This is a genomic window from Paucilactobacillus wasatchensis, assembly GCF_000876205.1.
Lineage (GTDB): Bacteria > Bacillota > Bacilli > Lactobacillales > Lactobacillaceae > Paucilactobacillus > Paucilactobacillus wasatchensis.
In genome coordinates this window covers 18,286-33,504 of sequence record NZ_AWTT01000005.1, presented here as the reverse complement: position 1 = coordinate 33,504, position 15,219 = coordinate 18,286, and the positions used below count along the sequence as shown (strand labels likewise).

Here is a 15,219-nt window from a genome sequence, read left to right as displayed (position 1 = left end):
GCTGTTTTTTTAGTAACTCTAATTAAGCGATCCTGCATGAAATTGGAATTTACCCTGAACATTTAAATGTTGCAATGCCTCAGTGGTATTTTCGCCAAATGCCATTTCGGCGCCAACCATTGTATTAGCGGTGATTGGCTCATCGTATAGTTGTAATGATTTAAATGGAAATGTGGAAGCAAAAGCCGATGATTGTTTGACTTGAATATTTACTACATTTTCCAATTCTAAATCAACGTCGGGACTTGGATTAACCAGCGATGTTGCAATCTTTGATAAACTAATGCCCAATGTTTTAGATAAAAAAGATATTTCAGGTAATGTGATAATTCTAGTTTGTTCTTTGTGTAATCGATCTGTTTTTACGAATAAAGTTTGATATAAACCGGGCTCAGGTTGCTGTTGAATATCCCTGACCCCCTGCTCTGTCAGTGCATCTTTTTCTGATTGACTCAAATCCGCTGGATATACCATTGCTGTTGGCTCGCCAAAGCCACTTTTATTTTGAATCAAGTACGCCGCAATTCCCAGTGAATAAACATGTTTGCCATCGAAAATTGCATTGAATGCAAATTCGGCACCACTCGCCATATGACTTAAAATAGCACCATTTTGGGGCAACAAAACAATTGGTAAGTCTAAATTCTTAAGCTCTTGGTAGAGCCGTTTTCTAATATTTGGTAAATAAATAATATCAGGCTGTTCGAGCGCCACAATTTGCATAATATCGGGTGTTTCCAGTGGCTCAATATATTGTTTATCCGACAAGGCCGGACTCATAGAAATTGAATTTGGATTATTATTTAATAATATTGTAAAATAATTTTCGCTTTTAAGCTGTTGCAAAATGCTGGCAGTGAAATAGTCTGCCGCGCCACCATTGCCGAGCCGAAATCCACCACTACCAACGACCAGAGCTTTTTTCTGGTTAATTGGTGTGCTTTCATTTTCTTGCTCAAAAGTGGCAAAAAAAGTACCAGAATGTTGTTCAAATTCTCCAGCTGAGGGATCGACTTCTTTGTACGTCGGTTTAATATTATCCTGTGCTTGGAGTGCAGCAATATCCTTTTCTGGCAATTGCCACAGTTGACCGATAAATCGATCGCTGAAACCGTAATACTTGGCCTGCCGCAATATTTGATTGTCCCCCGGTTGATTGGCAATACTTTGTTCTAATTGCTGCATTTTTTTCAATTTATGAAAATAAAACGGATCTATCTTAGTTAATTCAGCTAATTCACTAATTGAGTAACCACGGCGTAACGCCTCCATCAGGACCATAATTCTATTGGCCCGTGGGTGAATTAATAGCTGTACCATCTGATCATCCGATAATTTACGCTGTTGTTCAATCGTGAAGTTAACAGCGTGAAATTGAGTTGCTCGAATTGCCTTCATCAGCGCTTCTTCGGTACTTCGACCAATCCCAATTGTTGAACCAGTCGAATGCATTTGAGTCGATATTGCTTTATTTGCCGCAGCTGGTAGCACATCAAAGGGCCAAATTGGAACACGTGCTGCAATATGATCCATTGCCGGCTCAATTAAGGCGGTTTTGGGTGCAAAACTAGCGGGTAATTTAACCTCACTCAATGTTTTTCCAGCGACAAGGTTCGCACAAACGATTGCTAAAGGATATCCTGTTGTCCGAGCCGCGAAAGCCGTCATTCGATCGAAATATGGACTATTTTTGATGACATAAAATTTACCAGTAGCCGAATTTAACGCGAATTGGACGTGGTTGACCCCGACAATCCTCAACTTTCGAGTGATAGCGAACGCCCAGTTTCTTAACTCTTGGACTTCTCGATCCAGTAGTGTTTGTGTTGGTGCAAATGCGATTGAGTCACCAGCATGAATGCCAATTGGATCGAAGTCTTCAATCGCTGCAATTTGCATGGTGGTTCCCTTACGATCTCGTAGAACCACTAACTCAATTTCTTTATAACCAGCAATACTTTGTTGCACCATTGCCTGTCCCACCCTAGATTGGCCTAAGGCTGTACTAATTGCGTCAGCTAGTTCATCGTTATCATGACAGGTGCGCCGCGTTGACCCGCCAGAAGGTGCGACAGGCTTAATAATAACCGGAAAGCCAATCAAGCTAGTGATGGTCAAAGCTCCTTCGAAATCGCGCACCATTTTACTGGTAGTCGTGGGAGCATTCATCTGTTTTAAAGTTTGATTTAATAAAACCGGATTATTAATTTGGCGAATAGAAGCATCCGGAATTCCCAGCAGTTTGATATTTTGTTCGCGCAAAATACCAGTTTCAATCAGTTCTTGCATTAATCGAATAGCATCCAAGCCACCTAAATTAGGGAGAATTGCGTCTGGCTCAAATTCATTAATCACTGTCACAATATTGCTCAAGGTAATTGGAAGAATTTTAATCTGATCAATACCGTTGCCATCCAATGCAAAGGAAAATGGATTATTATCGATTAAAATGGTTGTGATACCGAGTTGTTGCAAACTAGTTCCCACCTGATAAGTTGCGGCGTCAAGCTCAGTTTCATGGCCAATTTTATCCGCACCACTACCGATAATTAGTACTTTTTTGATGTTTTGTGGCATAAAATAATCACCCTTCTCGACTGTGCATGGTTTCCATAAATTCATCAAATAAACCATTTGTTTCGTCTGGACCTGGAGCACCATCTGGGAAAAATTGAACGGAAAATGCCGGAAAATTACGATGCCGCAGTCCTTGAACCGTTCCATTCACTAAATCAATGTGAGTAATAAATAACCTGCTTCGATCAACCGACTTAGATTCCACGGCATAGCCTTGTCCCTGGGAGGCATAAATAATATGAGTCGTGACAATTTCCCTGATGGGATGATTCATACCATGATGTTCTGCTGGTAGACTAGTAACTTTAGCCTGATTGGCAATCGCAAATAATTCATGTCCTAGTCCGATACCAAATAGTGGAATTTGGGTTTGTACGAGTTGAATCATTTCAATTACTGATTGGCCCAAATCATATGGACTGCCAGGACCAGTTGACAAAATCACACCATCTGGATCCAACCGTAAAATGTCTTCCGCGGTAGCTGTGTGCGGTAAAACAGTCACGTTGCACTTACGTTTACTTAATTCACGCAAAATTCCGTGTTTTAACCCAAAATCGATGACAACAACACTGCTACCAATCCCGGGATTGGGATATGGTTTAGAGGTTGCTACTTGAGCAACCTGCTGATTTGTCAGCACAGTTGCACTTAATTGGTCAAATGCGTGTTCGTCTGGTTCCGGCACAATACTGGCTTTTAAAGTTGATCCCGTTTGCCGTAACCGTCGCACAACTGCTCTTGTGTCAATTCCCGTAATGCCGGGAATGTTCATTTGCTTCATATATTGATCAAGTGACAGACGTCTAATTCGATTAGTTGAGACATTGGCTAGTTCACGGACGATCACGCCCTTGATTGAAGGTAATATAGATTCATAGTTTGCTTGATTAATACCAGATCCGCCAATGTTTGGTTGAGTAAAAATTACGATCTGATTATGATAAATTTGATCCGTAATAATTTCTTGATAGCCTGTCATACTAGTATTAAATACTAATTCACCAGTGGTGACTGCTGGTGCACCAAAGCTTTCACCACGGTAAACTGAACCATCTTCTAATATTAAATAACGTGCAGTCATATAAATTCCTTCTTTGTCAATCAGTTAGCCCAGATTATCGGTGGCATCTAAATGTGCTAAAATATCAATAAAATTTTGTGGCAATGGCGCTTCAAACGTCATTTGTTTACCAGTTGTTGGATGCTTAAATCCCAATAAACGTGCATGTAAATACTGGCCATTGCCGGCCAATGTTTTATGGGGTCCATACAGCGGATCTCCTGCAACTGGATGGTTAATATATTGCATATGTACTCTAATTTGATGAGTGCGCCCGGTCTCTAATTGACAGCTGACCAAAGTATAATGCTCGTACCGCTTCAGTACTTTAAAATGAGTCACAGCATGACGGCCATTTGAGACAATTGCCTGTTTTTGACGATTTGCTGGGGAGCGACCAATAGGTGCATCGATCACGCCACTGTTTTCCTTAATTTGACCATGGACTAGTGCCACATATTCACGTTGATTAGTTTTATTTTTTAATTGAGCGGCCAAACTGCGATGAGCTCGATCATTCTTGGCAATCATCAATAGACCAGAGGTGTCCTTATCAATTCGATGCACAATTCCTGGTCGAAATTCACCATTGATGGTTGATAATGGACTATGGTATAGCAATGCATTTACCAGTGTATGATCTGGATGACCCACAGAGGGATGAACTACCATTCCCTGCGGTTTATTAACCACAATGACGTCCTGATCTTCATAAATAATGTCTAACGCAATATTCTCCGGAATTAGACTAAGAGTTTTGGGAGCAGTGGGTTTAATTATTACTTGGTCTCCAATCGTCAATTTATCTTTGGCTTTAATGCTGTGAGCATTGACTGTGATCGCACCAGCCAGGATCCATTTTTGAATTTGAGCGCGTGAAAATTGAGTAAATTGACTACTCAGTACTTTATCAACTCGACCGCATTGTGTTTCATCTTCAATTGTTAGTTTAAATGACTCACTCATTTTCATGTTCTCCCTCACGCCAAACTACGATCACTAATATCAACACACCCACAGATAGAAACATATCTGCCAAATTAAAAATAGGAAAATTGATAAAGTCTAACTGAAACATATCAACCACATAGCCAAACCGCAAGCGGTCAATAAAATTACCTAATGTTCCTGCTAAAATCAATGTTAATGGTAATCCATACCACAATTGATGTCTAAAATGCCACAAGAAATAGCCAATTACAGCCAGGGCAATTAACGAAATAATCGTAAAAAACCACTGTTGCCCCGCTAAAATACTCCAGGCTGCCCCATTGTTGCGTAAATTAGTTAATGATAAGAGATTAGGAACAAACCCAGTAACAGCATCGAGTGCTATATGGGCAGTAATCCAATGTTTCAATAACTGGTCGCTTGCTGTTAAAATAATCATTAAAATTAAATAGTATGGCATACAGTCGTTTCCCTTGAGTATTTTAAAATAGTCCAGTCACTTTACCGTCTGCATCGATGTGCATATTTAGAGCGGCTGGTTTTTTCGGTAATCCTGGCATTGTTAGAATATTACCAGCCAGTGCCACAATAAAGCCTGCACCAATTTTGGGAATAAACTCTCTAATGTGGATTGTAAAATCTGTTGGAGCACCTAATAGATGGGGATCGTCAGAAAATGAATATTGTGTTTTTGCAATACAAACAGGAAGGCCCTGCCAACCAAAATCAGCAAATTGTTGCAACTGTCGTTGTGCTTTTTTACTTAACGTAACCTCTGAGCCACCATAAACATCTGTGACAATGGTAGTCAGCTTATCTGTTAAAGATTCCTCACTGTTGTAGAGTGGCGTAAATTTATTTGGCTGTTGAGTTGCTGTTACAACTTGATGTGCAAGAGCAATTGTCCCTGAACCCCCATTGGCCCAACTATCGGTGACAACGGCTTCAATGCCTTGACGTTCACAATAACTCTTCAACAAATCTAACTCTGCTTTCGTGTCACTGGTAAAATGATTGATCGACACCACCACTGGGATTTGGTAGCGATTCATATTATCCAGATGGCGCTGTAAATTTGCAAAGCCATTTTCTAGCGCAACCAAATTTTCATTTTCTAATTGTTCTAAGGGCTGGCCACCATTATATTTTAACGCTCTAACTGTAGCGACCACAACCACAGTATCTGGCGTTTTACCCAAAATTGGCCGCTTAATATCCAAGAATTTTTCTGCGCCCAAGTCTGCACCAAATCCTGCTTCTGTCACTGTATAATCGGCTAGATTTAGGGCAGTTTTTGTAGCCAATACACTGTTACAACCGTGTGCAATATTTGCAAATGGTCCACCATGAATAATAGTCGGCGTATGACCTAATGTTTGCACTAAATTAGGTTTAAGCGCTTCTTTCAGTAAAATAGTAATGGCATCTTCAAAATGCAATTGACCTACTGTAACTGGTTGTTTATCCGTATTGTAACCAATCACAATGTTACTAATTCTACGCTTTAAATCAGATAAATCTGTTGCTAAACATAAAATAGCCATTAACTCAGAGGCGGCCGTGATTTCAAAGCCAGTTTGCCGCACAACTCCTTGTGATACGCCCCCCATACCAGTAACAATTTGGCGCAGTGCCCGGTCGTTAATATCCAAAACGCGTTTCCAAATGATGCGACGTGGATCAATATCCAATTGATTATCATGCAAGAGGTAGTTGTCAATCAAGGCTGCTAACGTATTGTTAGCACTGGTTAACGCATGCATATCACCGGTAAAATGCAAATTAATGTCTTCCATGGGCACAACCTGACTGTAGCCACCACCTGTCGCACCGCCCTTCATCCCCATTACGGGGCCCATCGAAGGCTCACGCATTGCAATAATTGTTTTATGGTTAAGCTGTGTTAATGCATCGCCTAATCCAACTAAAACGGTTGATTTTCCTTCACCCGCTGGGGTAGGATTAATTGAAGTTACTAAAACCAACTTATGGCTAGCAGGAATGGCTTCATTAAAATCAATCGGATTAATTTTAGCCTTGTACTTTCCATATGGTTCAATATCATCGTCACTTAAGCCAATTAGGCTGGCAATTTTACTAATTGGTTCTAATTTAGCTGCTTGTGCAATTTCTAGATCTGTCATTATATCAACTCTGTTCTCTATTATTTATTGCGTTGTAATTGTTGTTTGATTGTTGCTAATGTATTAGGTGTAAATGAAAAATACATTGTTTGCCCGTTCACTGTGAATTGTAATGTCCGCTTAGTGAATCTAAGTTGATGCAACATTTCACGTGGAATGACTAGGTAGCGGCGTTGTAATAATCGGTTAAAAACCAAGGCCGTTGGTGTCATAATCATAGTTCTCCTGATAATTTGAAACACCGCTAACAAGGCAAAGAGTATAAACAAAACTGCCGTAATCCATTGAAAATGAGTAAACTCTAGCCAAACAATAATGCCTAACAATAAAATCAGGATTGTCCAACACCAGCTAGTAACGGCACTAACTGGATTGGGCTGATAAAAATAGCGTTGTTGTTGTTCTTCTTCCATTCTGCATAACTCCTTTAAAATAAGAGGTCCTTTTAATGTTAAAACTATATACTGATGCGGCAACACGCGGTAATCCGGGTCCTACTGGACTAGGTGCATTGATTATCTACGAGCAAAACCAAATTCAACTCAAGGATAATTTAGCTATGGCTACTACTAACCATGAAGGTGAATTTGACGCCGCAATTATGGGATTTAAGTATCTTATGGAACATTTTGCAGCTACCGAAACTATTCTTTTTTATACAGACAGCCGGCTAGTTAGCGACGCTTTGGGCAAAAATCACAGTAAAAAGTTCACTGCTCAATTACAAACTCTGACTGAATATTTAGATTACTTTGCCTTGGTTGTTACTCGCTGGGTACCGGAAAAACAAAATCAAGGAGCTCATCAATTGGCCAATCAAGCATTGCGAGCACTTGAAGATAAATAATTACTAACTGGCAGTGAAAATGAGGGATAATCGACCGGTTCATCATTCACATCTTGTGCTAACATTTTTCCAATTGCTGGTCCGGTAGTTAATCCCGATGATCCCAATCCACTAGCGATCCAAATATTGCTGAAGCCTGTTAGTTTACCAAAAAATGGCGCAAAATCGTTTGTGTATGCTCTGGTACCCACTCGCACATTAGTAATCATTGATTTTGTTAAACCTTCGATCACATTCTGGCCACTTGATAGTAAATCATCAATAACGGCATTGGAAACTGTTAAATCAAATGCCTGGTCATTTTCATGAGTTGCCCCAATCATTAGTCGATGTGGGCCACACGCAATTAAATCTCGTTCTCCCTCGGGCATAATTACGGGCATATTTTTTTTAATTGCTAAGTGCTGATCGGCCACTTCAATTAATTGACCCTTCTGGGGTCGAACTAACAAATTAAGACCTAATTGGCGAACTAAGTTTGCAGCACCTGCCCCACTGGCAATCACAATTTTATCGAAACTTTCCTGATTTACTAGTATTTGTGTTTGACGCTGTGCTATTCTAGCTTTTTGTTGAACTAAGGAAGCTTTAGTATGAGCCAGCAGTTGGGTCACTAGGTGTTTGCCATCCACCCGGGCACCACCCGAAACAAACACACCACCATTAAATTGGTCGGCTTTCAAAAATGGTAATCTAGCTTCAATTTGTTGTTGTGACCATTGCTCAACGTGCCCCATTTGAGGAGCTGCGGTACTTCTTGACTGAGCTAACTGCCACAAATCTTCTAATTTCGTGAGTGTTGTTCTAGTTACCAAGGTGCCAACACTTGCATAGGCTTGCTCGTCTAATTGAGCCATATTGACTAACTGGGGGTATAGTGCTGCTCCAACATTAGCTAACCGATACCAGTTTTGATTACGTCGCTTTGACAACCACGGCGAAATAATCCCTGCAGCTGCACTGGTTGCTTGCCCCCGTGGTTCATCAAAAATAGTTATTTGATTGTCAGCTTTTTGATCAAGAAAAAAAGCGGTGGTGGCGCCTACAATTCCCGCACCAATGATTGCGATTTTAGTCATGCCAAATTCTCCCTTTCACAACACTAACAGTATACCAAAATAATGCTGCCAGTGGCCAAAAGAGATTATTCTAAATGTTTTTATAAATTTTAAAAACATGACTGTCACAATTGATTGGAGACAAATCTAACCAACTAATAAAAAAAGAGCAATCGTAAAAAATTATTTTTTCGATTGCTCTTTTTTATTTTAATTTGAGATTTATTTAGCGACCTTAAAACGGTCCTCATCAGCCATAAATTCTTTATCACCAGCTGGTGCTTCGATTGAACCAAATGGCATTTGTGCACGTAAACGCCAGTTTGCAGGTACATCAAATGCAGCACTAATTTGCTCGTCAATGATTGGGTTGTAATGCTGTAAACTAGCACCTAAATCATTTTCTGCTAGGGACGTCCAAACAGCAAAATCTGCAATTCCTTGTCCTTGTTCTGACCAGTCGTAAAAATTGTCAGCATATAAGGGAGCTTGTTGCTTGAATTGTTCGACAACATCCATGTCACTGAAGAACAAGATGGTTCCATAAGCAGCCTTAAAACCAGCAATTTTAGCTTTGGTGCCTTCAAAAGCTTTTTCATCAGGAACTTCTTTGCGTAATCGTTCTAGCACGATGTCCCACACCTTATCGTGCGAATCGCTAAAAGTAATGATTGCGCGAGTTGTCTGATTGTTAAAGGCGGTTGGTACATTTTTGACAGTATTTTCTATCAATGCGACCAATTCGTCTTGGCTGGCATTAACATTCTTGCCAAGAGCATAAATCGAACGGCGCTTTTTTGCTAAGTCTGTAAATTCTGTTTGCATATTTAAGTTCCTCCATTAATTAGCTGTGTTATTAATCAACGACAACTAATATAACACACTTACAAAATGTAAGCAAAACTTTTTTACCCGTTATTTATTTTTATCAGGGCGTATTTTATGGCCCCAATACTGAAAATAGTCTGTTCTCAATGAGCCGTTGTATAGTTTCCTTTTCTTGGTTGCTCTTTGGCCATATGCCTTTTCAAACTCCAAATCACTGGTCAAAATATATTTGCTCCAGGTAGTCATAGGGCGATAAACAGCCCCCATTTGTTGATATAACTCGCGAACTGATTCCTGATCACTTAGCCGTTCTCCATATGGTGGATTTGCTACTAAGACACCATTGATTTTATCAGTTTTCCAGTCTTTTAATGCCATTTGCTTAAAGGTGATATCTGCTGCTAATCCAGCTTCCTGGGCATTTTCTTTGGCAATATCAACCATATTTTGATCAATATCATAACCTGTAATATCTAATGGTGTATCATAATCTGCTTTTTCATCAGCAGCAGCCCGAATTTCATCAGACAATCCTGCTGGTGTGGATGGCCATTTTTCACAGATAAAGTCTCGATTGAAGCCTGGGGCAATATTACGACCGATTAGCGCCGCTTCAATTGGAATAGTACCAGAACCACACACTGGATCTACAAACGGATTATCAGTGAACCAATGTGCCAATAAAACTAGTGCTGCGGCCATGTTTTCTTTTAATGGTGCGCCTCCCTTAGCCTTACGATAGCCCCGTTTAAATAAACTATCGCCGGTTGTATCCAGCGTTAAGATAACATGATCTTTATTAATCATTACTTCGAGCGGAAATAAGGCCCCAGTTTCCGGCAATCGAGTGCGTCGGTGGTACACTTCACTTAGCTTGGAGACAATCGCCTTTTTAACAATGGCTTGGTCGTTAGGAACACTATGGAGCTGAGAATTATGTGACCGGCCTTCTACCGGAAATTCAGCATCAATCGGCAATAGTTCGTCCCATGGTAACGCTTTGGTTTGTTCAAATAATTCATCAAAAGTTACCGCTTCAAATTCACCCACGACAATTTTAATTCGATCTGCAGTGCGGAGCCATAAATTAGCTGTTAAAATATCTTTGATATCACCACGAAATCGAACCCGGCCGTTTTCAACCTGTGTTTGATAACCAAGGTCCCGCAATTCTTTACCTACTAATGCCTCAATCCCGGCTGCTGCAGTGGCCATTAAATTAAATTCTTGCATTTTAAAACTCCTTTTCATTGCCGCTTAATTAATCCAAATATTAAAAAAAGCCCGAATGGAAAACCATCCGAGCCCCTGAATGCAAATTTCTGTAAGCCATGTTTTGTCGAAGCACAATCTTCAGGTTCAATCATGCAGTGGCAATCATCTATCTCGAGACTAAAAAGTCTCCCCTCACAATCAGTTCAGTTTCCTATGTGAAGCTCCCCTACCATAAGTTTGGGTTTCCCGCTCGAGGGGTTTACCGCGTTCCATCAATCCAGTTTCCTGAATTGCTTCGTCACTGTGGCACTTTTCAGGAATACTAGGGCATAGCCAAAGACCTTAGCCGGTTTTCCCGCCGTAACCATTAAAATGGTCCCCCGGCTTATTTTTTCACCGAGCACGAACACTACAGACATCACAGCCTGTGCGAGCATGGACTTTCCTCAGCTGACATAAAGCCGCCGCAATCACCCAAAATTTGCAAATAAATCAACTAGAGTAAATGTGAATCTGACTGGTTGTTATCCAATTGAGAGCCAAAAACACGTCGCTCCAAATTAGATAGGCGCTTTAAAATGTCCATATTTGTTGCACTTGAAACAGGCTGTTCAGTGTTACTTCGTGGTGCTACACTAGCCCCAACCTCAACTTGTCGATTTAATTCATCAACTTTTGCCCGTAAACGTTCATTTTCATCTTGTAACCGTGTGATTTCTTTATTAAATGTGTCATAATCTTTAATGATATCATCTAAAAAGCTATCAACGTCCGAAGGATCATAAGCAGAACCCATTCTTTTTTCTTTGAATTCCTTTTGTAAAATATCTTTCGGAGTGAATTTAATGTTATCCAATCTTCTGCACCTCAGTCGTCATTTCTTTCAATACGCTTGTAATTGTACCAAAAAAAGCAATGAAAGCAAAGTGTGAATCATGAGTCTTCATACTTTCTTTGGTTTTCTTGCTCAAAATATTCATTGGCCGTTTCTTGCAATTGATCAAAATCAATCAAATTAACTGGATAAGGATGCTCTTGAGCGTATGATTTGGCCGCTTTGAATTCATATTCTGGCTTACCCTCATTTTCTGGATCATATACAAACAATGCTTCATCGGTATGAGTTAACATAAAATTTTGATAATTTTTTAGTTGTTGCGGAGAATGATAACTTTGATCACTAACTTGATCTGAAAAATCAACCGAACTGATCAATTGTTGCAGCGTATTTTTGTTATCATCATTCCACTGATCACCAAATTGTGAAAACGGCAACATAATCGCAATTTTTAATGTCGGCAAAGTTTTCTTTAAATCCAGCACAATTTCACTTGCCCATTGCTCAACTCCCAACTGAGGACCTGTGATCACCCAATCAACTCCATCTTCGGCTCGTTGGCGTATTGCTTGAGTTAATGCTTTTTTGATAACTGTGACTTTTGGATCCTTATCTTTAAAGACACTCAGCTCATAACTACGGTATCCACTCACCCATAATCGGCTCACGCAACCATCCCTTCAAAAACTTAAATTTTTTTTGGCTCATCATTTGATATAATATCACTAATTAGGAGAGTGAGAAACTATGACGGTTCACTACCCAAATGGCAAACAAACCAATTATCAGCAAGTAACCAACGCACCTCAATCAGCCAGCAAGCCGAATTTGTCCTTATATGGTAAACGTGGGATGTCGTTAGAAGAAGAAATCAATGACAGTAACGCTTATTATTTGGCTAAAGAAATTGCGGTAATTCATAAGAAACCAACGCCAATTCAATTGGTTAAAGTAGATTATCCTAAAAGAAGCGCCGCGGTGATTAAGGAAGCATATTTTCGTCGTGCTTCAACAACTGATTATAATGGTGTTTATCGGGGCTATTACTTAGATTTTGATGCAAAAGAAACGCGTAACAAAACGTCTTTTCCACTCAAAAATTTTCATGAGCATCAGATTAACCACCTCAAGGCTTGCATTAAACAAGGCGGCATTTGTTTTGCCTTTCTCAAGTTCACGACGATGGATTTAATCTATCTTTTACCAGCAACCAAATTATTTACTTACTGGGATCAACAAGGTGATGATGGGCGTAAATCCATTCCTCTCCAAAACATTGAACAAGATGGTTTTCAGATAAAATATCAACTTAATCCAATTATTCCCTATATGAGTGCAGTTGATAAAATGATTGCGGAATTAGAAAAATAAAGGAGCACACTATGTCAGATAATCAAAGTCCCTCACGGCAAACTAGGTTCAATTCTTCCGGTAATGGCGGTAAAAAAGCACCCCATCGTGGCCTTATCAAAAGAATTTTGCTCTGGGCTGCTAGCGCAATTGGTATTGTAATTTTATTAGGAGCAGTATTGTTCTTCTATTATGCGTCTAGCGCACCTAAAATTAGCGAAAGTGAATTAGCGAGTCAAAATGCTACTACTATTTATGATGCCGATAATAACGTTGTCTCTCAATTAGGAGCGCAAAAACGTGAATATGTCAGTTCTTCATCAATCCCGACTAAGATGAAAAATGCCGTTGTGTCAATTGAAGACCGTCGCTTTTACAAACACCACGGCGTTGATCCAGTTCGAATTGCCGGCGCTGCATTTGCTGATTTAACTGGTTCTTCCACCGGGTTACAGGGCGGTAGCACCCTGACCCAACAATTAGTCAAATTATCAGTGTTTTCCACTGCTGCCTCGGATCAAACTATTAAGCGCAAAGCGCAAGAGGCTTGGCTCGCTATCAATGTTGAGCGTCATTTTTCAAAAGCAAAAATACTGGAATTTTATATTAATAAAGTTTACATGGGCAACGGTGTTTATGGAATGCAAACTGGCTCACAATATTACTATGGCAAGAATTTAAGTAAATTAAATTTGGCCCAGTACGCAATGTTAGCTGGTATCCCACAATCACCAACCTATTATGACCCCATCAATCATCCCAAGACAGCTACGGTACGAAGAAATGATGTCTTAGATGCAATGGTGAGAAGTAAGTACATTACTCAATCACAAGCTACCGCGGCGAAAAAAGTTAGTGTTCAGCAAGGCTTAGATTCATCGCATGGTAACACTGCCAGTGCATCATCTAGTGATGACAGTAATGACAAAGTGATTGATGCATATTTGAAACAAGTCGTTGCTCAATTAAAGAGTAAAGGTTACAACCCCTATACGGACGGACTGGAAGTGCACACTAATTTAAATTTGGGTGCCCAAAAACATCTCTATAATATTGCTAATGATGGAACGATCTCATTTCAAAGCAGTGATATGCAACTTGGTGTGGCTGTTACTAATCCAAAAAACGGTAAGATTATTGCCATGTTAGGTGGTCGTAAAACTGGCAATGTCACGTTTGGTTTAAATCGGGCTGTGCAAACTGACCGTAGTGCTGGTTCAACTTCTAAACCATTAATGGATTACGGTCCTGCAATTGAAGATTTAAACTACCCAACATTTAGAAGTGTCAAAGATATTCCGTTTACTTATCCAGGTACTACTAAAAAATTATATGACTTTGATCGCCAATATAAGGGTACTATGACAATGCGTCAGGCACTGGTTCAATCGCGAAACATCCCTGCTCTCCGTACACTCCAGGATGTGGGAATCAGTAAGGCCACAACTTTCTTGAGCAAATTGGGAATTACTTCTAGTAAGACTTACGAATTGCAAAATGGAATCGGACTGTATATTTCACCGTTACAAGAAGTAGCTTCATATGCCGCTTTTGCTAATGGCGGGACTTACTATAAACCATATTACATTAGTTCAATTTCCACTAAGAGCGGTGAAACACATAAATACAGTTCTAGCGGTAAACGAGCAATGAAAAAGTCAACTGCCTATATGATCACTGACATGTTAAAAGGAGTAATCAACAGCTCCACTGGGACAGGAACCGCGGCCAAAATATCTGGCGTTCATCAAGCTGGTAAAACTGGAACAACTCAGTATCCGAGTGGAAGTGGTGTTTCGTCTGGTGTTATGGATGCTTGGTTTGCGGGTTACACCAAAAATTATTCAATCTCGGTTTGGACTGGTTATGACAAAGCACTGGAAAGCGGACATGCAGTCACTACCGCATATGAAAAGACTGCTCAAGCAGTTTATCGAAGTGAAATGAACTATCTTGAAAATGAGAATCCAAGCTCTGATTGGAAGAAGCCAAGCAGTGTTTCCGTTGTTTATCATAATGGTCAACGCGAATTGGAAGTCAAAGGTGCTTCTTGGAGCGACACAGGCACTAGTGATACCTATGCCGAAAACAACAATGGCTCGGCCACTACTAGCAGTTCCAGTGATGTGATTGTTTCTTCATCATCATCTCAGACTGAATCAAAAGAAGAATCTGAAAGTTCAAGCAGTAACTCAAATAACTCATCTTCTGTTGAACAAAAACCCAGTGGTGATGGTGGCAATGATACTGAAAGCAGCTCAGCAAGCAGTAGCAGTAGTTCTGTTACCACACCTGATACAGGAAACTAGATCTTAAAAAGCTCATTTAGCAAATTTTGCTAAATGAGC

14 protein-coding genes and 1 other RNA gene are annotated in these 15,219 nt (G+C 40.0%); 3 read left to right on the top strand and 12 right to left on the bottom strand.

Features of this window, described 5'->3' with window-relative positions:
* Positions 1-18: 18 nt before the first annotated feature.
* From WDC_RS01725 to WDC_RS01700, 6 genes are read right to left on the bottom strand one after another with little or no spacing between them, the layout of a single operon-like run.
* Positions 19-2,577 carry a carbamoyl phosphate synthase preATP-grasp domain-containing protein gene (locus tag WDC_RS01725; protein ID WP_044010090.1) on the bottom strand — a complete coding sequence of 853 codons (2,559 nt, stop codon included), beginning with the start codon at positions 2,575-2,577 and terminating at the stop codon, positions 19-21.
* Between the two features lie 7 nt (positions 2,578-2,584).
* A complete protein-coding gene (locus WDC_RS01720) occupies positions 2,585-3,661 on the bottom strand; it encodes a carbamoyl phosphate synthase small subunit (protein WP_044010089.1) in 1,077 nt (358 codons plus the stop codon).
* Between the two features lie 24 nt (positions 3,662-3,685).
* The gene (locus WDC_RS01715; protein ID WP_044010088.1) at positions 3,686-4,606 is read right to left on the bottom strand and encodes an RluA family pseudouridine synthase; all 921 of its coding nucleotides are present in this window, start codon (positions 4,604-4,606) and stop codon (positions 3,686-3,688) included.
* Positions 4,599-5,051 carry a signal peptidase II gene (gene lspA / locus WDC_RS01710; RefSeq protein ID WP_044010087.1) on the bottom strand — a complete coding sequence of 151 codons (453 nt, stop codon included), beginning with the start codon at positions 5,049-5,051 and terminating at the stop codon, positions 4,599-4,601. Before lspA ends, WDC_RS01715 begins: the two co-directional genes overlap by 8 nt.
* Positions 5,052-5,073: 22 nt before the next feature.
* A complete protein-coding gene (locus WDC_RS01705; RefSeq protein WP_191978630.1) occupies positions 5,074-6,735 on the bottom strand; it encodes a formate--tetrahydrofolate ligase in 1,662 nt (553 codons plus the stop codon).
* Between the two features lie 20 nt (positions 6,736-6,755).
* Positions 6,756-7,148, bottom strand: coding sequence for an EbsA family protein (locus tag WDC_RS01700; protein ID WP_044010085.1), 393 nt, complete (start codon positions 7,146-7,148; stop codon positions 6,756-6,758).
* Positions 7,149-7,183: 35 nt separating this feature from the next.
* Between WDC_RS01700 and WDC_RS01695 the strand changes: the two genes are divergently transcribed.
* Complete coding sequence (locus WDC_RS01695) at positions 7,184-7,582, top strand: ribonuclease HI family protein (protein ID WP_044010084.1); 399 nt, start codon at positions 7,184-7,186, stop codon at positions 7,580-7,582.
* Here WDC_RS01695 and WDC_RS01690 read toward each other — a convergent pair.
* The 6 genes from WDC_RS01690 to WDC_RS01670 form a co-directional block, all read right to left on the bottom strand.
* The gene (locus WDC_RS01690; RefSeq protein WP_044010083.1) at positions 7,552-8,661 is read right to left on the bottom strand and encodes an NAD(P)/FAD-dependent oxidoreductase; all 1,110 of its coding nucleotides are present in this window, start codon (positions 8,659-8,661) and stop codon (positions 7,552-7,554) included. The two genes, WDC_RS01695 and WDC_RS01690, sit on opposite strands and share 31 nt — an antisense overlap.
* Positions 8,662-8,862: 201 nt before the next feature.
* Positions 8,863-9,465 carry a nitroreductase family protein gene (locus WDC_RS01685; RefSeq protein ID WP_044010082.1) on the bottom strand — a complete coding sequence of 201 codons (603 nt, stop codon included), beginning with the start codon at positions 9,463-9,465 and terminating at the stop codon, positions 8,863-8,865.
* Between the two features lie 90 nt (positions 9,466-9,555).
* Positions 9,556-10,701: a THUMP domain-containing class I SAM-dependent RNA methyltransferase gene (locus WDC_RS01680; protein WP_044010081.1), complete on the bottom strand. Its 1,146-nt coding sequence runs from the start codon at positions 10,699-10,701 to the stop codon at positions 9,556-9,558.
* 87 nt (positions 10,702-10,788) lie between these two features.
* Positions 10,789-11,165: RNase P RNA component class B (gene rnpB, locus WDC_RS09470), an RNA gene on the bottom strand.
* A gap of 14 nt (positions 11,166-11,179) precedes the next feature.
* Entirely contained in the window at positions 11,180-11,539 is a 360-nt protein-coding gene (gene gpsB, locus WDC_RS01675) for a cell division regulator GpsB (RefSeq protein WP_044010080.1), read from the bottom strand.
* Between the two features lie 77 nt (positions 11,540-11,616).
* Positions 11,617-12,189 (bottom strand): DUF1273 domain-containing protein, encoded by a 573-nt coding sequence (locus tag WDC_RS01670; protein ID WP_044010079.1) that lies wholly within the window; start codon positions 12,187-12,189, stop codon positions 11,617-11,619.
* Between the two features lie 79 nt (positions 12,190-12,268).
* On the opposite strand from WDC_RS01670, the gene recU reads away from it, so the two are divergent.
* Both recU and WDC_RS01660 read left to right on the top strand, forming a co-directional pair.
* Entirely contained in the window at positions 12,269-12,892 is a 624-nt protein-coding gene (recU, locus tag WDC_RS01665; RefSeq protein ID WP_044010078.1) for a Holliday junction resolvase RecU, read from the top strand.
* A gap of 11 nt (positions 12,893-12,903) precedes the next feature.
* Complete coding sequence (locus tag WDC_RS01660; RefSeq protein ID WP_044010077.1) at positions 12,904-15,180, top strand: PBP1A family penicillin-binding protein; 2,277 nt, start codon at positions 12,904-12,906, stop codon at positions 15,178-15,180.
* The last annotated feature ends 39 nt before the right edge of the window (positions 15,181-15,219 follow it).